General features: G+C 56.4%; 12 protein-coding genes and 1 pseudogene. All 13 read right to left on the bottom strand.

Annotated elements, in window-relative coordinates; all coding sequences use genetic code 11:
• Positions 1 to 43 precede the first annotated feature (43 nt).
• The gene (locus JF70_RS02055; protein ID WP_045935105.1) at positions 44 to 1603 is read right to left on the bottom strand and encodes a WXG100 family type VII secretion target; all 1560 of its coding nucleotides are present in this window, start codon (positions 1601 to 1603) and stop codon (positions 44 to 46) included.
• Entirely contained in the window at positions 1600 to 2118 is a 519-nt protein-coding gene (locus JF70_RS02050; protein WP_156149561.1) for a hypothetical protein, read from the bottom strand. The genes JF70_RS02055 and JF70_RS02050 overlap by 4 nt, the downstream gene beginning before the upstream one ends.
• 147 nt (positions 2119 to 2265) lie before the next feature.
• Positions 2266 to 2547 carry a hypothetical protein gene (locus JF70_RS02045; protein WP_045935103.1) on the bottom strand — a complete coding sequence of 94 codons (282 nt, stop codon included), beginning with the start codon at positions 2545 to 2547 and terminating at the stop codon, positions 2266 to 2268.
• The gene (locus JF70_RS08675) at positions 2540 to 3055 is read right to left on the bottom strand and encodes an FHA domain-containing protein (RefSeq protein WP_082069341.1); all 516 of its coding nucleotides are present in this window, start codon (positions 3053 to 3055) and stop codon (positions 2540 to 2542) included. The genes JF70_RS02045 and JF70_RS08675 overlap by 8 nt, the downstream gene beginning before the upstream one ends.
• Positions 3052 to 7623, bottom strand: a complete 4572-nt coding sequence (locus JF70_RS02035; protein WP_052690689.1) for an FtsK/SpoIIIE domain-containing protein — start codon at positions 7621 to 7623, stop codon at positions 3052 to 3054. Before JF70_RS02035 ends, JF70_RS08675 begins: the two co-directional genes overlap by 4 nt.
• 3 nt (positions 7624 to 7626) lie before the next feature.
• Positions 7627 to 13023: an Ig-like domain-containing protein gene (locus JF70_RS08450; protein ID WP_082069340.1), complete on the bottom strand. Its 5397-nt coding sequence runs from the start codon at positions 13021 to 13023 to the stop codon at positions 7627 to 7629.
• Complete coding sequence (locus tag JF70_RS02025) at positions 12959 to 13402, bottom strand: hypothetical protein (protein WP_045935101.1); 444 nt, start codon at positions 13400 to 13402, stop codon at positions 12959 to 12961. The genes JF70_RS08450 and JF70_RS02025 overlap by 65 nt, the downstream gene beginning before the upstream one ends.
• Positions 13399 to 15132, bottom strand: a complete 1734-nt coding sequence (locus JF70_RS02020) for a serine/threonine protein kinase (protein ID WP_045935100.1) — start codon at positions 15130 to 15132, stop codon at positions 13399 to 13401. Before JF70_RS02020 ends, JF70_RS02025 begins: the two co-directional genes overlap by 4 nt.
• A 433-nt stretch (positions 15133 to 15565) precedes the next feature.
• A complete protein-coding gene (locus JF70_RS02015; protein WP_029677804.1) occupies positions 15566 to 15859 on the bottom strand; it encodes a WXG100 family type VII secretion target in 294 nt (97 codons plus the stop codon).
• Between the two features lie 654 nt (positions 15860 to 16513).
• Positions 16514 to 16920 (bottom strand): annotated as a pseudogene (locus JF70_RS09245) (dihydrodipicolinate synthase family protein); the annotation flags it as partial.
• Between the two features lie 59 nt (positions 16921 to 16979).
• Positions 16980 to 17717, bottom strand: a complete 738-nt coding sequence (gene dapB / locus JF70_RS02000) for a 4-hydroxy-tetrahydrodipicolinate reductase (protein ID WP_045935098.1) — start codon at positions 17715 to 17717, stop codon at positions 16980 to 16982.
• 36 nt (positions 17718 to 17753) lie between these two features.
• Complete coding sequence (locus JF70_RS01995; RefSeq protein WP_045935097.1) at positions 17754 to 19064, bottom strand: MFS transporter; 1311 nt, start codon at positions 19062 to 19064, stop codon at positions 17754 to 17756.
• A complete protein-coding gene (locus tag JF70_RS01990) occupies positions 19051 to 19791 on the bottom strand; it encodes a GNAT family N-acetyltransferase (protein ID WP_045935096.1) in 741 nt (246 codons plus the stop codon). The genes JF70_RS01995 and JF70_RS01990 overlap by 14 nt, the downstream gene beginning before the upstream one ends.
• Between the last annotated feature and the right edge of the window lie 70 nt (positions 19792 to 19861).

Here is a 19861-nt window from a genome sequence, read left to right as displayed (position 1 = left end):
GCCCACCACTCGACTCAGACATCTCTACCACTCATCTTTCACTCTACAGACTTGACAACACGGACCCCAAAGACCCGGCAATCGGCGAGAGAGGCTTCAAATAACCAAGGCCCTCAGACACCGACGTCCTCCACCCGGCATCGCCTTTATCCTGATTATGGACCTGACGCTTCAAGGCATCGACCTCGTCTTTGACCACGGAACGGATTCCGCCGGTAACGGTCCCGTACAGAGGGCTTTTCCGCACAGCGGCAAGCGCACCTTTCACCCCACCATTATCGTCAACAAAATACTCGGCTTCAATAACCGCGAACTGCCTGTTCCCTTGCCATTTTATGAGTTGCAACTCCGGATCCTTAAAGAACATTGAGACACCGGTCTTCCTAGCGGTAGCTTTTGCAGACGACCACACTCCGCGCCCGAATCCCTTCAGCCACAGCAGGGGCTTGCTCATACGCTTGGACGAAGACACAGCCAAGTCCTTGGCGCTTCCCGCCCACTTCGAAACCGGCAGTATGCCGTTCGGTTTACCCAGCATCGTCGAAAAGTGCGAAACCAGATACCCTCCCTTCTCCGTCGGGTCACCCAAAAGCCTCAGATTTTTACCCAAAAGCTTCAGCCTTGAAAGAACCGACATGCCCTTTTCCCCGCTTTTGAATGCTTTAAGCCCTGTCGAAAGACTCTTGCCCGCACCTTTTAAACCAACAAATGCTAAACCAAAAGAAACAAAAGAAAGGGCAAACTCCCCCCCTGATTCATCTTTTTCCCAAAACGCCATCAAATCGTTGAGAAACCCGATCGCGGCGAAAGCGAAGGCGAGTATGCCGATAATACCGCCGCCGCCCAGAACAAGAGCGGCAATGCCGAATATCGTGCCGCCTATCTCGGCCGCTTTGACAACAACGCTCCAGGCGCTGCTGTAATATACCCTCTCCCACAAAGAAGCCGAAGGCATCTCCTCCAGAAAACCCTGCAGCGAGGACGCGGTACTCCTTGCTGTTTCACTGTACTCATCGCTCGTCGAATCCAGACGTTTCTTGGCATGCTGATACGAATCATGAGCGGAATCCACCCGACTGCGGAAAGCAGCCACACTCCGCTCAGCCCGCCGGACACGATCCAAGGTGTCATTTTCGTCCGCCTTGGGAACATCCTCGCCTATCCGCTGCCTGGCACGCATCAGATGTTCAGCGACATGCGCGCTGCGTGCAGCGGCAGAAGCGTCATCAAGCCCATACTCAGCCGCTTTCCAATCCTCAACCGCCCGTCTGGCCTCTTCATACGCATTGTGAGCCTCCCCCTGGTAATACTCCATGCTTGACTTCCAGGAATTGAGAGTGGAGCAGGCACCCTCCAAACCCCGGGACAGGTTCTTCATATCTTCAGGAAAATGAGACAGCTTCCTCGCATACTGGTCCGCAGCATCCCCGACAAACACCGACCCGCCCCTGCCGGGCACAATCCTGTTCAAGACAGTAACCAACGAGTCGACCGACTCTTGTTTGCCTTTCAACCTCGCAGCGCAAGCCCCAACACCATCAGGATCGCCCGGCACAGGATCAGCCGTATACCCGATTACGCTCCAGTCGACATTCAAACTCATCGCTGACCACCACCATCAATCTTCAACGACAACGTACCAGTAACCAGATCAAACAACTCAAAAAGCTGGGTTTCCACATCCGTGCAAAAAGTCTGCCCCATCACCAGCACAATACGACCGCCAAAAGGCACATACGTTTGGAAAATCGAGTATTTGACCCCCTGGGCAGCTTCCTGAGGACGAAAAACACGATGCCCCAGCACCCGCAAGGCCATGCCCGCCTCCGGAATTGAGACCTGGGAAATGTCGGATTCGCTATCTCCCGACGACTCATCGTCATTCTGATGGACCGTGGCGGCAATGGCATCAAAAACGGAAACGTTCTCTTGGTCGGGAGGCGGAGGCAGAACAGACACCGTAATAGAGGCGCTCAGCAGACCATCCGTGGTGGGCGCCGCCAAGGAGGCTCCGTATCGAACACCCATAGCCCAGGATGATGTCAGCTCCTTGAAGAGGACGTCTTCAAGCTTCTTGCGGTAAATATGCAAGGCAGGAACCTGCTCAATGATTTTCATGGACTGCTCCTTGGCGTAATCCTGCCTTCCCTTGCGAGAGAAATCCATGACCTTCCAATCGGCTGGTATGTCCATGCTGAACTGTATCCTAGCCTCTTCCATAGCTGCTTCCCTCCGACCTATCTTTGAGCGCGCACGTCCGACCGCTCAATTTGATGCCTTCCGCCCCAATTGAGAATCAAGCTCCTTAAATTGATCTATGACGTTTTGAAGCATCGAAGCGAAGTCTCCGGCTTTCTTGGAGTACTTGCCACTGGCACCTTTGAGGCGGCGCACATATGAGTCATACGCGTCAATGACCAGCTCACTGCCCAAGGCATTTTCGTCCCCCCTCACACCTGCAAAATCGTCAAGAATCTGTTTGACTTGTTCCAGACTTTGTTTGGCTTTGCCCAATTCATCATAGGAAACAACAACCCTGTCAGCCACGGTCAGCTCTCCTCTCCACCTTGGCGCTCAGCCCTCCGAACCTAATCACATCATTGTCAGCCAGAACAGTTCGCTTCTTCTCAGGCAGTTGAACATAGGTGCCGTTCGACAGAACGAAGGTCCCGTTGGCCGATCCCAAATCCATGGCCCATACCTGACCTATGGAAGTCACTCCAAACTCGAAATGCCTTCTTGATGTCTGCTGGGACGGATCATCCACCACTAAGTAAGCGTCATAGTTCTCACCAGGTTGTTTCGGCATTCTGCCAACCACGCAGCGCTGGGCACAGGGCACACGGCGGCCGTCTGAGAACACCAGGTCATATGATGAGCCATCTCCACCTGCAGGACTTTCATGAACCTGCCTTGGCGTTAGGGACCCATCATGTAAATCCCACTTGCCAACAGCTTCTTGCTGCATAATGGGCGGCAGATTAGGAATCTCCGGTATAATTGTGGCAGGCTGTGCGGTTTTAGCCAGCCCTGTTTTCTTTTTCCTGTGGCTCACGGTATATCGTCGCCCTTCATATGAGGCTGGAAGGGGAAAGTCAGTTCACTTCCAGGCTCGGGAAACTGCACAGACACCGTTGTTGTTCCGAGTCGTGCGAAACCCCTGCCTTGAGGCATGTCAGAGCTGAACTGCGAACGCTTTAATCTGGCTCCAATCAAATCGGCGTTCAGCATCTCTTCTGGCCTGATCAGCACGCCCTGCTTGATCTTTTTCATGGAAGACCCCCAATTCCCGAAGCCCTGGGGGAAGTCGATGATGTCTCCAGCAAAGATGCATGAGGCGTCACTCTTCGATAATGATCCGACCAGGTTCTGCATCCACTCACTGGCGGGAATCTCCTTGAGCAGCTGACAGTCATCGAACACCAGAAGATTGCCTTTGAATCCCGTTTCGGTGTTGCTTTCCAGAGCCTTCTCGTCGCCATTGCGCGCGTATGGTTCAAGATTCTCCTGTGTCAGGTCCGCAGGGGTCGTGAACAAGCGCACGACTCCGGGCACCCCCTCGAAACGCCTCAGGGCATTGTCCTTAGGGGCCGCGATGACCAGATGATACCCAGCGGACAACGCCATGTTGGCCAACCAAATCAGCAATGTCGTCTTGCCGCTCTGCATGCCGCCGAAGATCGGAAGAATCGGCGTTGCCACCGGATCATAGGCAATAAGATCGTTGTCTTCGCCGCCGATGCCCAAAGGCAACAAACCATTGTCCAGGGACCCGGATTCCTTGACCAAGGCGTATACCTGATCGAAGGATATCTCATCGGGCAGCTGTTCGACGTTGAAAGGCAGACGGGACCGCGAGAGGCCGGCATCCCTGCCGGTAGCCAGTGCGACACCGGCGGTGCGGATGGCCTCGGATTCCTGTTGGCCCACCTCCCCCCGGCGAATCTGCGCAATCTGAATCTCGGCATCGTCAACGGATTGGTAACCTCGCCCATCCGCCATCTTGTCGGGTACCTCCTTGGCGGGGATTCCGATTTCCGAATAGTCGGTCTTGTCGACCAGCCGCAGCATGATCTTGCTGTCTGCCAGCAGGGTCATCCGTCCGGACAGGAGGGAGCGGTCGCCGGACAGGATGAAATGCACACCGACCGACGGCCCTTCCCTCATCAGGTTCTGCATGCGGGTGATCAGGGAACCGCTGTCATAGGATTCGAAGGTGGAGTTGTACCCGTCCCATGAATCCAACATGACCAGCATATGCGGCAGGGCCTCTTCCTCATGATCCTGGTCAAGCCCACGATTGAACTCGTCAATATTGCTGTATCCGCCCTTGGAGAGGGTGGCTGACCTGGCCTTGAGCACCCTTTCGACCTTGTTCAGGAGCCGTTCGATCTTCTGCGTTTCGCTGCGCAGGGCCACAACGCCCACATTGGGCAAGGCTGTGAGAGGAGCGAGGCCGCCATTGCCACCATCGATGCAGTAGACCTGGACCTTCGTGGGTGCATACTTTTTGCAGGTGGAGAAAGCTATGGTCCGAAGGGCCGTGGTCTTGCCGCTGCGCGACGTGCCGATGATGAAGAGGTTACCGAAGGTCGCCATATCAAGGAAAACCGTGCTTTGCTTCTGCAGTTTGGGGTAATCCCCGATGGCAAAAGGAACTCGAAGGCCCGCCTGTGCATCACCATCTTCGCTGTCGGGCAGGTCATCCAGACCAATCTCATCGGTCAAGGCAGGCAGCCACGGCTGCCGCTGCTGGGGAATGCCCTCATCCTTGGCCACCTCGCAGATACTCTCGACCAACTTCATAAGGTCGGTTACGCTTACATCCCCCTTGTTCTCTTTTGACTTGGGACGCGCAGGAGCCGGCTGGCCGATCTGGGGGAAGGAAAGCACGCGGACAAAGGGCTTCTCTGTCTTTGTCCCAGCCTTGTCGTTCGGGTCAATATACCTGCCTCCAACTCTTGCGGATTGGAAGGGCACCAAGGAATTCGACCCGAGCCTCACCACGGCCCTACCCGGAGTGGACTTGCTGATCAGCGATGCATCCTTGGCATCGATCACATCCTGGCTTTCGCTGTCGTCCGTCATGCGCAGGGCTATACGAAGGTTGGTGTTGGCCCTGATTTCCGGTGAGACCACACCTCCTGGTCGCTGAGTCGCCAGGAGAAGGTGGATACCCAATGACCTGCCCCTTTGCGCAATGTTCACCAGGCCGGTGACAAAGTCGGGAAGCTCCCTGGCCAGGGAGGCGAACTCGTCGATAATGATCAGCAGACGGGGAATCTCCGTCAGATCAGGGCGGAGCTCCCGGAAGTCCATATAATCGTCAAGGTCCTTGGCACCGGCAAGGGCCAGAAGATGTTCGCGGTAGTTCAGTTCCGCGCCAAGCGAGACCAGAGCTCTGGTAACCAAATGGTTGTCCAGATCCGTGACCATTCCGACCGTGTGGGGGAGCTTGACGCAGTCCTTGAACGCCGCACCGCCCTTGTAATCGACGAGCACGAAGTTCAGCGATTCCGGCCTATTCGCCACGGCCAGCGAAGCCACCAGGGACTGGAGCAGCTCCGACTTGCCCGAGCCGGTTGTACCGGCTATCAACCCATGGGGCCCGTCCTTGGCGATGTCAAGGCCGAAGGGGCCGTCGACCGATTCACCGATCGTGCAGAAGGTCGAGCGAGGTTGCAGGGCCCATCGGGCTTCGATCTCTTCAGGAGTCGGCGTCAGCTTCAGCAGGTCCAGGAGTCTGCTCTGCGAGGGAATTGCGGACTGGCTCTCGTCAGGACTGCCATCCTCCAAAGGCGCGAGGGACAGCGAAAGAGCATCAAGCCATTGCTGTGTGACCAGATCGGGCATGATGTCATTGACATCATCAGAGACATTGCTGCGGACCTTCAGCTGGCCAGCCTCCCCTGTCACCACGGTCTGGCATTCCTCAGGCAAGAGCCTCTCATCGATCTCCACGCACAGCATGTACATGCCGACAAGGGGCCCTTCCTTGAGGAGTCTGATGGTGCCAGGCATGGATCTGAGCACATGTGCATGCTCCATCACCACAACTACCGATGGCCCAGCCCACTTCTGCATGGACTGGGAATGCATCAGCTCCTTGCGATCGTCCAGCATGGCGATGAGTTCCGAAATCCTCATCGCTATGTCTTCGATGCCGGTAGCCAATGTGCGTACTGCATTCTGCCCTTGCTGCGGAACCAGCTGCGGGAGCCATTGGGCGAAGGACCAATCAATCTGCGCTGGTATGGGAGCAGGCCGACCCCCTTCTTGTTGCTTTCTGGACCTGGGCGAAAGCAGATATATCGACAAGTCCCGGTCTGAGTGCAGAGCTGCCATTTGAGCGACAATCCACTGCACTGTCGGGAAGATGACTGCTTGCTCACCTGTGCACCCCAGGCAGCCGGCAGCCGGCAAATTCACAACGACAGGGAAATGATGGAGCTGCCATGTCTTGACACGCTCAAAATCAAGGTTATCGGGCATTTCCATGGATACATGCGACTTGACATCTCCCGTGCCTATGCGCAATCCAAGCCATGAGTCGTCCGTGGCCCTTCTGTTCCATAGCTGTGCACTATGACTGGCGCAAAGATCAAGCAAGGCTGTAGGATCAGGGTATTCGGCCCGAACATCACTGACTTCCTCTTCAAGCGCATGCTTGGCCTGTTCCTTGATGCGGTCCCGGCTCTGCTCGTAACGTTTGACCTGCGCCTTATATTTCTTCCTCATGCCGTTATTGCCGGAGAAATACGAAGCTATCATCATCACCGGTGACATGATGCCAAAAGCAAGATAAGAATAATTCTTCAGAATGACCGCCATACCCACGGACATGGCAAATGGCAACAGGGTCGACAGGATCGGTATAGGGGCCTTGTCAGGACGGGTCGGGGAGCCGGGGAGCGTATATCGTCTGTTTCGTACTTCATTCCTGATCTTCGGCGGCCGGGTATACAGCCAGTGCCCCGGGCTGTCTTCCTTGTCGACCGGCACGGAATCCGGATGCCCCTTGGTCACGCTGATGATGCATTCGGGAAGCACAAGCTCCTGTCCATAGTGCAGCTCGGTCGGCTCTATCAGCTCATGCCCGTCCAGCCAGACATCGGAATGCAATTGCCGCTTGGGCCTGCGCAGGAAGCCGACTTTCACCACGGCGCCCTCGCGTATGTTTGGCACCACCATCAGACGGCCATCCGGATGAACGTCAAGAAGAAAATCAGCGCTGATCGATACTTTTTCAGGATCCATCAGGGAACTTATCCTCAAGATACCTGGAAGCACATCATATATGGCACCTGCATTGAATCCACTGAGAAAGCGCAGCTGAACTGCTGCTGGGTCATCAGCCGGACGAACCCGAGGGTCGACAATCGTCGCTCCCTCGCACAGCAAGGAAATCCATGATCCTTCATGCAGACCTACCTGGTCAATGCTCAGACGCGGGTCCACCCGGCGCCCGTCGATACCGACATCGACCTTCCTGCCTGTCGCTCCCTCTGTAAATCCGGCCAGCGAGGGAAGCAGGTCAGCCAACGACGAGTCTCCCGGCACATCAAAGTAGGCCGTAAACCGAGCCTGCGACCGGGCATCATGAATATTGACAAGGCCTTTCATGGCTCACCGCTCCTGCTTGCCAAATGGATTGCGCCTATAGGCCATTGCCGCATGATGCCTGACAATCAGAGCCGCAAGGATGATGACCGCCAACGTCATGAGAATTCCGAGGCAGATGACCAGCACAAAAAGCAATCCGTTCTCACGTATGTATTGCCACCAGTCTGAAGCGACGACCACATCCTGATAGGTAATCAAGGATATGTTGCCCGCCGCATCTTCGGTCCTGACTGTCACCGTGTGCCTATGAGCATCCGCCGGCAGATCAATGGACTGCGCGCCTCTGAGGAGCTCATCGCCAGACCACCGTCCCTGTGTCCTGCCATCCACATCAATCCGGGCGGAGCGGACTTTCATGTTATCCTTGGCATCTATGCCCACACCATGCCGTTGCCCGTAGTACACACTGTTGGAGGCAATGCCCAGAGCTGAAACTGTTGGAGCTTGCGAATCCACTGCGAAGTTCACCGAGGCATCCCCCTTGCGCTTCGCATCCTTGTGCTGCATGGTATTCTCGGACAGATTCCCTGCTCGATCAGTGGATGTGAACATCAGGCGGTAATAGCCGTCGCCCTTAAATAACTTGGCAGGAATTTCATAGGTTCGTTTGCTCCATCCACTGTCGCTATCGTCGACAATCCGATAATCGGATCCGGGAACAGCATGGATGCTTCCGTCCTTGGCCAACCTGATGGCTGACTTACCCAGATCAATGCCGCTGACATTCAGCTCGGTGACTTCGATAGGCACCGCCTTCTTCAAATATGCACCCCTGACCGAGGACGTTCCCGCTGAAAACAGGTAGGTCGAGCCGAACCTGTTGACCGAGAAGGTCTTGCTCACAGATGTGGAATTACCGGCCATGTCTTCGCTTGTTGCAGTCAGCGTGTACACATCGTCGTTTGCTACCTTGCGCTTGAAATCAGGAATATCGACCGTTCGGGTGTTATCTTCCTCATGCTCGTTCGGGTCCAAGTCCGCGGATTTGACCTTGCCCCGCCTGTCCCCGACAAGCGCATAGGTCGTTCGGCTCTGATCCATATTCGTGTCAGCAACCTGTATTCGTGGCGCCACCGTGCCCGCATAGGCTGTCTTGTCCTCCACTTTTTCGATATGAAGATCGGGCTTGGTCATATCGATGACGAATTCCGGCTCCTTCACCGCCTCCGCAGTGTTTCCCGCCAGATCAGTGGCATTGGCCTCGAGCGTGTAATGGTACTCACCCTTGAACGATACCTGCTGGACCAAGGTGTACTCCTTGGGATCTCCTGCATACGACCAGCCATCACCCGAAGAGGCCGGAACCTCATGGCCGGCGTCATCCTTGGCCGATGTCGTTACCGTCGATTCCCCCCTGCTGAAATTACGCTCCACCAACTCGATGGTGGCCAACCGGGGGGCCTTATAGTACATGCCATTTTTAGAGTCATTGTTGTCGAATTTCAGTGAGAGCACCGGCCTGGTTGTGTCGATGACGAATTCATCATGGAATGCAACCGCTTGGTGTTCGCCTGGGTCGGTCAACGAGGCATCGACGGTCCAATCTCCATCACTCTCACAGGCCAGCTTTGCCAGATAAGTGTGCTTATCGCCGCTTGGGTTTGAAAAATCCTTGGCGGCAAGTCGGGCCCTGCGACCATCAACATTTGATTCAACGATGATGCGCCCGCCGTCCTTCGCACTTATGAAATCAAAGTTCGACTCGTCAACAACAATGGTGGCCACCCTATTGGCCTTGTAATACTTGCCGTTTCTTACATCATTGTTGTCATAGGTCACAGTGATCTTCGGACCGGCAAGATCGAGGGCAGCCCCCGTATATCCCTGGGTATCGTTGACTATGTCGCTTCGATCGCCGCCATATGAATTCAGCGCATGAGTCGATGAGGGGTTGCCGGCTAAATCCTTGACGGCCATCGATGTGGTATCGAACCTGAGACGCTGGCTGTCGGCGTTCATGTCGAAAGCAATGACTTCATCAGATTCGAATCGCAAGGTGGATTCAGGGGCCTGCGCATTCTTAGGGGCCAGCCAGGGGTCATACCCAAGCATAGGAGTCGCCTCATCCCCCTGGTAATCCGTAAACGACGCGCTCTTCTCATCCACACCGGAAACCTGGTCTTTAACACCGTCCAGGGACACATGCAGAGGCGATGTAGGGAATATCCATTGCCAATGATGGGGGGTGGTCGCCGATAAGTGAAGACTGCCCAGCTGGGGACCCGTATAGTCAATGACGAACTTACGCTGGGCTGCAGCGAACCGGCTGCTGTCGCACTGCAGGCCAGCATAGGATAGCGTCAACTCATAAACCCCCTCATGGGGACTGTTCTGGTTGGCGGAAGAACGGGGAACCCGATATCCTCGGAACACCCAGGTGTCCGGACTCGCGGAGTCAGGAACCCAGGCGTCTGGTTCGAACGACACTGCGGGGAATGGTGTCGGAGCAGCCGGACTGACGGAGCCATGGAAGAAATTCTTATTGCTCTCGTCACCGACAGCCTGATACAGCGGGAACCACCTGTCTTTCACTTTGAAGTCGACAAGCGCTTCGCCTCTGAAGTAGTATGCAGGATTCGTGGAAGCGGGATTGGACTCGGCCTGTCTAAGTATTATCTCAGCCGTCCTCTGATTCTGAGGGTTGTCGATCACCAGGGCATCGTAGGCTTCATTGAAGCCTCCGGCATCAGGGTACTTGTTGACCAACTCGTCGAGGCTGACTTTCAGCACATTCCGCGCCCGGTCACCATCACCGCCATTGACCGGATGCTCTGCCCAATCAGCAACAGTCAGCACGATTTTCGACAGATCGTATAAACCTTCGTCTTTCAGATCGATCTTGAACCAGCCGGATTCATCCACCGGTATAGTCATGTTCCTTGCAGCAGAATCGCCTATGGCATTGCCCTGCAAATCGGTTGGAGCAGGCATGGAAATCTGGACCGTGCCATGGCAGGTGCCCGCAGCGCAATTCCCGGCAATACCTGATGCTCCCTCCTGCGAGGCTCCTGGAACTTCATCAGGACCCACCTGCTCCTTTGGCAGAAGATCCTGAACCCTGAACCGGATATGATTTTGTCCGGGACTGGTCACAATGGTCTTATGGGAACCCTTGATAGGGAATCTACGGATTATCTTCAATCCGTCACCACGCGGACCCTCAAATCCGTCTGCCACAGGAGCGCTGGTATCTATACCAAACTGAGTCCTTGAGGAAGTGAACCAAGCAGGCATAATATCCGCATTGAGCACAAAGGTGTATTTACCATTGGTCGGATAGGACCCGCTGGCTCCATTGATCTGCTCGACACTGTCGTCACAGGCCAGACTCCACGTCCAGTTTTCGTCGCGATCCTCGGTTATGTTGGACTCCTCCACCTTGCAGGCCGTCTTGGCCTCGTTGGACCCATTTGGCAGATCATCGCGCCAATATTTCAATACGCCGACATTTCTGCGGGGATCATTGGCCAGCGTATGGAGGTAGTAGGCCAAATACTGGTCTTTGGTCTGCACTGCCAAGCGGACATCTGAATTGAAATAATACCTGTCCAGTCCACTGCCGGAGGGGGCAGGAGGCACAGCACCTGGCTTCCTGGGAGCGTCGGAGGAACGACTCGCAACCGCAATCCTGGGCTCCCCGATTGTTTCATAGCTGACATCAATCAGAAGTTTGCCAATCATTGCATTCGTGTCAGGAGACTTGGAGCGATCCGTCTGTCCACTCTTGAGGGGGAAGAGGTCATCTTCATTGCCGGCTTTATCAACGACTGTGGCCTTTATGGTGCTGAAATCGTAATATCCGGAGGATCGGAAATCCACGTCATAGTATTCGCCCTGTTCATCAGAACCTGCGGAGACAGAGTAATCACAGTCGTCATCGTTCCGAACGCCGGTGTCAGCGGAGCACTGTTTCAACGGAACCGGAGTCCGGGGATTGCCTTTACTATCGACACCGTCATAACGGTTCCCTTTCAACATGAGCCTTGCCAAGCCGGAGGCGAAGGGGTCGCTGGGACCGTCATTCCTGATTCGCTGCGGGTAGTGTTGTTCGCCATTCGAATTGACGATTGGTCTGGATGGAAGAATATCCTTGGCCCTCAGCCTGATGACGCGATCCTTGAAGGCCATGACTCCGTCGGAAACGGGGAAATCAACATCTCCAGGGTGTGATTCAAGACCGTGGGACAAATAGCTGGCTGAGGTCAGCATAGGCTTTTCAGTGTCATAAATGAATGAAAGGTAGTTGTGATCCTGCCCGGCATCCGCTGGATGCAGATAACGGGCGAGCTCCTCTTGGGGACGGGCCTCATAACGGGCATTGGAATTGTATGGCGGCCTGTTCACCTCGGCTTTACATGATTGATTGAGCACCTTCCAGACCCCTGAGTGATCCCCATGGCCCTTGTTGATTCGAGCATCTCTTTGCGAGTATGAGTCGTGGCGCCCGCAAGGAAAGCTGGCAGGAGGCAGATGATTGGGGTCATCGGCCTGGTCATGCTGAGGAATCCGACTTATGGTCATGGGAGCAAAATCGGCATTGGGATTGGCTCTCTTGTGGTTGTTGAAGGCAATGTTGACTATACGGTCCAGCCACGGGTCGCGTGACGAAAGAGATACTGTGTCAGCTTTGCGGAAATAGCCAGAAAGCGGGTCGGCCTTCGGAACCCCGGATACCCATAGTCTGAGGCTTCTGTCAGATGTTGAATCCACAATTATGGAATCGGGGTGTTCAGCGAAATCGATATCCTTGCCTTCGCTATCGACCGCAGCCATGCCTATAGAACTGAGCGTTTCCGAAAAGTCTCCGCTGAGGCTTTCGGCCTTTCCGCCCTCCTTGTCCGAAGTTAATGTATAGCTGAATTTCAGCTGACACTTGTCCAACAAATATTCCTGGCCATCATGGGAGTTGCCTCCGCCATGGGTGTAGCTAAGCGTATAGGTCCGGGAAGGCTGTTGTCCGGGATCGTCGCTTTGCTGCAGGACCGGACATGGTCCTTTGCCGGAGATACTGATGCCTTCGATTGCCAGCGAGCCATCCTTTGAAGATTGCCAATCGACACCATCCGCCGAACGCGGAGTGATAGTCAACGTAACAGAACGCGGCCCTGCGGCAATCCATGTCTTTCCGTCTGTAAGGTCATCTTCGGACTTCATCTGCTGATAAGTCATCGATACGGATATGCGGTCCTTGGCGCTCTTCTTCTCCGCCGCCAAGGCACGGGTGGGGAGCAATAGCTGCCATACGAGCAAGGTGAGACAGAACAGAACTGAAAAACTCATGATGCAGCAGAAGACCTTTATCGCCTTAGTGCTTTTTTCGGACTCCACCATGGTGTCAAAACCTTTCTGCAAGCGTGGTTTGGGCCTCATCATCGCGAGCGCTTGTTTCGGCGTGCTCATGGCCGATCAGAGAGGTCTGCTGCTCGTCATCATCAACCCGGGATGATTGAGCGCTCACTTGCCCGGATTCCGATGATGTATCGGCCGAATGCACCACGAATTCGACCGGATGCTCGCGGGAAGATGCGAAATCCTGACTGTTCCCAATTCCTGGGTTGAAACTCAGATCGCCAGTCTGCAGTTGTGAGCCGGCCATTGCCCATGTACCTGCCCTGGCTGTGCGCATCTGTTCAATTTCAGTAGCCGCGCTGCGGCCAGTAAGGGCATCCCGCACCTGGCGTATATGCAGGACCCTATAGAGCACAATCGCGGCAACCACCAGAACCAGGGCAACCGCCAGAAATACCAGAGCCAGCATTCTCCAGGTCCAGGTGCTCATCGCTTATCCCCCTTGATATCCACAAAGGCGTTGTCTATAGAGGCGTGCACCCGTTTTGAGGATTCATTGGCCTCGTTTTTTCTCTCGTCAAGCAACGCAGTCGTAGGGGTTACCGAGGCGGCCAAGAAGATAGACCGATCCGCCAAGGCATTCATCTGATCCTTGCCGATGCCATCCGCCCTGAACTTCCTTGGAAAGATCTGCAAGGCGTCCAGCGTCAGATTGGCGGCCTCCAATCGAATAACGTCATTGCTTTCATGACGGGAAGCATCCAGCAATTGTTGCAAGCGTCGTGCATACGGTTTGTATTTGCCGGCATCCGATCCCTCATTGATGAGTGGAACGATTTGCGTATTGAAATCTGCCATGCCTGCGTAGATATCCGCGAGTTCAGCCTTCTTGTAGTCCTTGTTCTTGGCTGCCTCATGCATCCAAGGAGAGGCCGCCCTGATGCGTTCCATCCTCATTGATTCCTGATCCGTCATAGCGGAGCCTGAGGCTGTTTTGGCTTCTTCAGGCACCTTGAAGTAGTACCAATACAGCTTTCCTGTTTCATAACACAATCTCGACCAGTCCTCGGAATGTTTACGCAGAGAATTGCTGTGCTCTGTGATTACAGCATTGAATGTGCGCTCCTCTTGTGAATCGAATGCACCGTCTGCCGTATACAAACTGATCAACCCCATATACGGGTCGACAGAGTCCGGTTTGATGGAGGCAGCATGGACAAAATCGTTTTCGGCTCTAGCGCTGACCGTTGTCTGAGCGGCTTGGTCCATCCAATAACTGAAGTCGCCATTGCGCGTTCTATACACCATGCCCAGCGAACATGCCGAAAGCCCAAAACAGACCGCTGAAGCAATTATGACAGCGATGAACGCACGCCATTTCCTGGTGAGCGCTTGACGATGAACCTCATCAACCTCCTTGTAATGTCTCAATGCATAAGCCATCTGAGCACAGTTCTGGAATCTTGCCTCAGGGTTAGTCTGAGTCGCGACAGATATGATCTCTTCAAGGCCAGCGGACAAGGAGGGAACGATGTCCCGGATTGGTTTGAATGATCCGGAACGCGGGTGTACTCCTGTCAGCAGGTTGTATAGTGTCGCACCCAAGGCATAAATGTCGGTGCGCTGATCCACGCGACCTGTTTCGCTGAATTGCTCGGGAGCACCATAACCTTGCGTGCCCAACTGCCTGTCGTCCCCGATCAGTGAGGACCGGTCATCATCAGATCCCATTTCAATGGCAATGCCAAAATCTATCAGTTTGATGGCTCCGTTTGGTGTTACCATCACGTTCGATGGCTTCATATCGCGGTATATGACCGGGGGCTTCCGGCTGTGCAGGTAGTTAAGTGCATCGCATAGCTGGATGCCCCAATCAGCTACACGGTCTTCAGGCTGCGGTCCCTCGTTTTTAAGGATATCCGCGAGCGTCCGGCCCTCCACATAGTCCATGACGACATACAGCGTGCCATGGTCATCGATCAGATCAACAATCCGAGGAATAGCCGGATGGTCCAAGCGCTTGATCATATTGGCTTCAACGGTGATGCTCTTGATAATCATGTCCCGCTTCACGGGATCAGTTACCTGTCTGATCTCCTTGACAGCCCATTGCTTGTTCAATGATGTATCCAGTGCAAGATAGACAGTGGACATTCCGCCCCTGCCTATCTGCGTCAAGATACGATATCTCCCGCCGATTACCGTATTCTCAGCAGCCACATCTCTCCCCAGCTATTGCATGTATTGTGAGTCATTGACTAACTTCGTGACAGAAACCGCATTGTTCAGGGATCAGCCACAGCCCCGATCCCGACATCAATGTGGAATCAAGCCGACATCTCAATCCTCAACAAGGTTTCTGATTCCTGCGGAGGACGCATGCACGCGAACATCACAGTCTGGCAAATACACATCCGACAGGCTGATTCTCGTAACACAACAACGAACCATTGGAGAGAGACAATTACGGTTCCTCCTGATCATGGCTGGTCAGAAGGAGCCGCAATAAGCCCAGACAGCTCCATCGCCTGCGATGTCTTGTCTTAAAGACAAGAATGCCAAAATGCACCTATACACGTCTTAAGCAACTATGCCCCACCTGCCAACACACCTGCAGGCACAAAGGCGCATATTTCCCTCGCAGACAGAGGTTCTATTGCAGAGAACTGGCCAGCTGGCTATCCAGATCAGACAGCGACTGCTTGGTCTTGTTCAGGAAGTCCTCCATGCCGTTCAAACCATCGACGGTCTGGGTGGCTCCTTTTGTGAATTCCTCATAAGACTGCTGGAAAGCGCCGGAGGCACGGTCCGTCACGAAACCGCTTGCGACAAGGGCATCAATCTTGCTCTTCAAGGCATTCAATTCGGAGACGAGTGTATCGTGCCCATTCTTCAAATCGTTGACAGCGCCGTCCAAATCACCATAAGTAACCGATACATTTGCCATAGCATTCCCTCCTATGCACGAATCAGCTGAAAGATACCGCTAAAAACAATCAGCTTCCTCAACCGACAAGAAAAGTTTATCACGGACCGGGCATTTCGCCTAATCAAGTTGGCACTCGAATCCGCAAAATTGCAAATATATTGGTTTTTATGACCCGACTGCCTTCCGGAATCCCGCCGACATTGGTACCACATCCGCCGGGCTATCGCTATGTCCGCATTTTGGACAGATGGACCACTTCGTCCATGTGCTGTATGAGCGGGAGGCTCCTTCACCCCCGGTAGCCGTCAAGGCAAGCGCCTGCAGCCATGATGCCCATGAACTCTTCTTGAGGGAGGCCAACACATTCATGTTCCGGCCGATCTGCCCCAGACCCCCGAGCGGGACGATACGCATGGAGCCCCTGCGGTACTTGGAGAAGCGCCACCAGACGCTGCACGGCCTGAATGCCCTTGCCACAGGCAATGGCACCGTTGCTTGCTTTCAGGACTGATTCAGATCAGCCCGGCAGCCTTCATGCCCTTTCAGACAAGAACCACCTGACCCTCATCGGAACCCAGATCGGACAGCCTCATGGCGGTCTGATCCAGCCTGCCGGCCGCCTTCAAAGCGGCGCTGGCCATTCAGCGCCTGGACCAGCAGGACCAGACACACAGCCAACCGCCGGTAGGTGTCCATCTCGATGTGCAGTCCGGTCCGTCCAGACACATCATAGAAAATGATTGGCCGCTCAGCCGACTCGCACACCAAACGGAAGTGGGCCACCACCCCATCCCGGGAAAGCCACGAATAGCAGTGCATCGGCCCCAGCCTCCAGGGTCATCTCCACCACCGGACCGTGCGCGCCGTGTCGTTCGAGCCCGCTCCGGAGACGACAGGCACATCGACGGCATCCTTGACGACCCTGACCAGGTTGACCTTCTCCTCCATTGGGTGACGGGAGACTCGTCTGTAGTGCCATTGACCAGAATGCCGTCGGCCCCATCAGCCACCAGAGTCCAGGCCAGGTTGGCGGCTGCCCCATAATCCACGGATCCGTCCTTGTTCATGGACGTGATCATGACGGGGATCACCAGTCAGAAGGGGGCGGGAGGAAGCAGATGGGACGCTCTTGCGGATATCAGAACAGATAGTGGTCCAGGCCCACGGTCAGTCCGGGAATGCTTCCAGCACGGCGGACTGCCAGGAGAACTCCGGGCATGAATGAGACACGCTCGAAGCTATCCGCGCGAATGGTCAGCTGCTCGCCGGGGTTGCCCATGAGGATCTCCTCGTGCGCGTTGAGTCCCCGCAGCCGGACGGCATGGACGTGGACACCGTCAACCACCCGGCCACGCGAGGGATCAGGCTGTTGGGTCGCATCGGGCATGGGACCCATGCCAGCCTGACGGCGGGCCTCGGCGATGGCGGAAGCGGTTCCCAGAGCCGTGCCGGAGGGGGCGTCGACCTTGTCGGGATGGTGCAGCTCGACCACCTCGGCCGACTCGAAGTAGCGGGCTGCCATGGCTGCGAACCGGTCGGCCAGCACTGCGGAGATGGCGAAGTTGGGAGCGATGAAGACGCTGAGTCCGGGATGCCCGTCCAAGGCCTGCCTGACCTGGTCCAGGCGCTCCTTGGTCCAGCCGGTGGTGCCGATGACGGTGTGGACCCCCTGCCCTATCAGTGCCAGGGTGTTGCCCAGGACGGCATCGGGGCTGGTGAAGTCGACCGCCACATCCGTGTTGCTCGGATTGATGGCAGCCGGATCGTCATCCGGGCCCAGCAGCAGGGCCGTCTGCATATCCTGCGCGTCCTTCAGGGCACGCACCACCTCGGTTCCCATGCGTCCGCCTGCGCCCAGCACCGATACGCGAATCATCGGCTGCCTCCTTCTTATCTGTTTATTTCACAGTTTTCACTGCGCATTTTCGGTCTTTTCCACGACCATACCCCTCCTGCGGCTCCTGGCCCAGCCCAGCAGAGCCAGAGGAACAGCGCAGCAGGTGACCACAGCCGGAATGCTCATGCCACCGTGGGGCCCGAACTGATCCAGGGCGACTCCGGCCAGGGTGGATCCCAGGGAGGTGCCGATGGATCCGCCGGTGGACAGCCAGGAGAGCCCCTCGGTCAGGGCCCGGGCATCCACGTTCTCGCGCACGATCAGGTTGCCGGTGGCGAAGATGGGCGAGACGCACAGGCCGGTCAGCACCTCGGCCAGACCCAGCAGGACCAGGTTGTCCATGACCAGGCGGAAGACCACATAGCCCAGTGTCAGCAGCACCAGGAAGGTCGCCAGATAGCGCCAGCGGGATCCTTTGAGCCTGACCGAGCCGAAGATCAGCGCCCCGCAGAGGGAGCCCAGGGCGAACAGGGCCAGCTGCAGGCCTACAGCACCCTCGCGGCCCATGGACTTGGTCAGGGCGGTCACCGAGACGTCCACCGCCGAAAAGCTCATGTTGAAGACGACGAAAATCACGACCAACAGGAGGATGCCCGGGTAGACCAGAGCCGAGCGGGAGCCCTGGTGGCCGTCAGTATCACTCGGCAGGACGTCCCCGTGGGCGTCCACCGGGGAATGATCCGCCGCCGACTGGCTGACGGATTCCATGCGAACGACAGCCGGGGGCTCGGTGGAACGCATGGCGAAGAAGGTCAGTCCGCCGATCAGCAGGGCCAGGGCAGGCAGGTAGAGCTGGGAGACCGGGCTGACCGAGGTGGCCAGGTAGGCGGAGAGGATGGGCCCCAGGATGAAAACGCACTCGTCCAGCCCCGACTCCAGGGCATAGGCGGTGTTGAGCAGGTTGGTCTTGTCGTCGCGCAGCACCCAGGCCCAGCGGGTGCGCACCAGGGCTCCGAAGGCGAACTGGGTCAGGCCCATCAGGGCCGCCAGCACAAAGAGCACACCCAGGGGAACCCGGCGCATGGCCCCCATGGCGAACCCCAGGATGGCCAGAGCCTGCACGATCAGGGCCGTCACCCCGACCCGACGCTGGCCGAACCGGTCGAACAGGCGGGCGTAGAAAGGGGTGACCAGGGCGGCGCAGAGCGTGTAGACGGCGCTCATCAGACCGGCCGAGGTCCAGTTGTCATAGATGTTGTTCAAGGCCAGTACGATGCCCAGACCCATCATGCCCAAGGGCAGTCGGGCCAGGACGGCAGACAGGCAGAAACCGGCGGCGCCCGGGTAGGTGAACAGGCGCAAGAATGGGGATTTAGCGGCCGCCATGATCACCGTCCCTGCCCAGCTGGTCGCTCACACGGCCGGCATAGATGAAGATGTCGTCGATCCCCTCGAAGAACTGCGGGTCGTCGGAGGAGTCGCGCCCGGCGAAGGCGGCATGGTCCCGCCCCTTGAGCTCGGCCAGCCGCTCCATGCCCTTGTGGTCGTAGAAGCCCACATCGCAGGAGGAGTCCGTATGCAGGTAGAAGCGCTCGATGCCCGCCTGATCCAGATGCTCCAGGTTGTCCCGCCACAGGGCGCCGCCAACGCCGCGTCCCCGGGCACGGCTGGAGACCAGGAAGAGCCTCAGCTCAGCCTGGGGCGGGACGGCCAGACCGCACTTCTCCTCCAACTTGACCTCGGTCAGCTGCCACTGGCGGGCCCGGTCCAGGGTCCGAGCGCCCAAGGTCGTGGCGGACAGCTGCTGGTCCACCTGCTCCAGCTCCTCTTGGGCCTGGGGGAAGCAGGGTTCGCCGCGCCCCTCGGCCAGCAGGGTCACCCCCAGAAAGTCCTGCCCATCGACGGCTATCCGGGCCCTGGTGGCACCCACCAGATAATGCAGGATAAAATGCGCGGCGCTCAGCCGGGACACAGTCCCCTCGGGATCCTCCTGCACCTTCCAGGTGGCATCAAAGGTCCCCACCAGGTCGGGCATATCCGCCCAGACCATGGGTCTTATTTGCACGCTCCCCCTCCGCAGGGAGGCCTGGTCGTGACTACTGGACGTTGTCATCTGTCTCATTGCTCCATTCGGGCGTGCCCGGCCCCACGACGGCCCTGGGCCGTCCGCCGATCGCCTGCTG

Origin of the sequence: Bifidobacterium mellis, assembly GCF_000967265.1 — a bacterium.
GTDB classification, from domain to species: domain Bacteria; phylum Actinomycetota; class Actinomycetes; order Actinomycetales; family Bifidobacteriaceae; genus Bombiscardovia; species Bombiscardovia mellis.
Note: the sequence above shows the minus strand (reverse complement) of the source record. Positions and strands in the feature narration are given on the sequence as shown.

Coding starts and splice junctions, on each gene's coding strand:
- JF70_RS02055 (WP_045935105.1), bottom strand. CDS start 1,603: ATGAGTTTGAATGTCGACTGGAGCGTAATCGGGTATACGGCTGATCCT.
- JF70_RS02050 (WP_156149561.1), bottom strand. CDS start 2,118: ATGAAAATCATTGAGCAGGTTCCTGCCTTGCATATTTACCGCAAGAAG.
- JF70_RS02035 (WP_052690689.1), bottom strand. CDS start 7,623: ATGAAAGGCCTTGTCAATATTCATGATGCCCGGTCGCAGGCTCGGTTT.
- JF70_RS08450 (WP_082069340.1), bottom strand. CDS start 13,023: ATGAGCACGCCGAAACAAGCGCTCGCGATGATGAGGCCCAAACCACGC.
- JF70_RS02025 (WP_045935101.1), bottom strand. CDS start 13,402: ATGAGCACCTGGACCTGGAGAATGCTGGCTCTGGTATTTCTGGCGGTT.
- JF70_RS02015 (WP_029677804.1), bottom strand. CDS start 15,859: ATGGCAAATGTATCGGTTACTTATGGTGATTTGGACGGCGCTGTCAAC.
- dapB (WP_045935098.1), bottom strand. CDS start 17,717: ATGATTCGCGTATCGGTGCTGGGCGCAGGCGGACGCATGGGAACCGAG.
- JF70_RS01995 (WP_045935097.1), bottom strand. CDS start 19,064: ATGGCGGCCGCTAAATCCCCATTCTTGCGCCTGTTCACCTACCCGGGC.
- JF70_RS01990 (WP_045935096.1), bottom strand. CDS start 19,791: ATGACAACGTCCAGTAGTCACGACCAGGCCTCCCTGCGGAGGGGGAGC.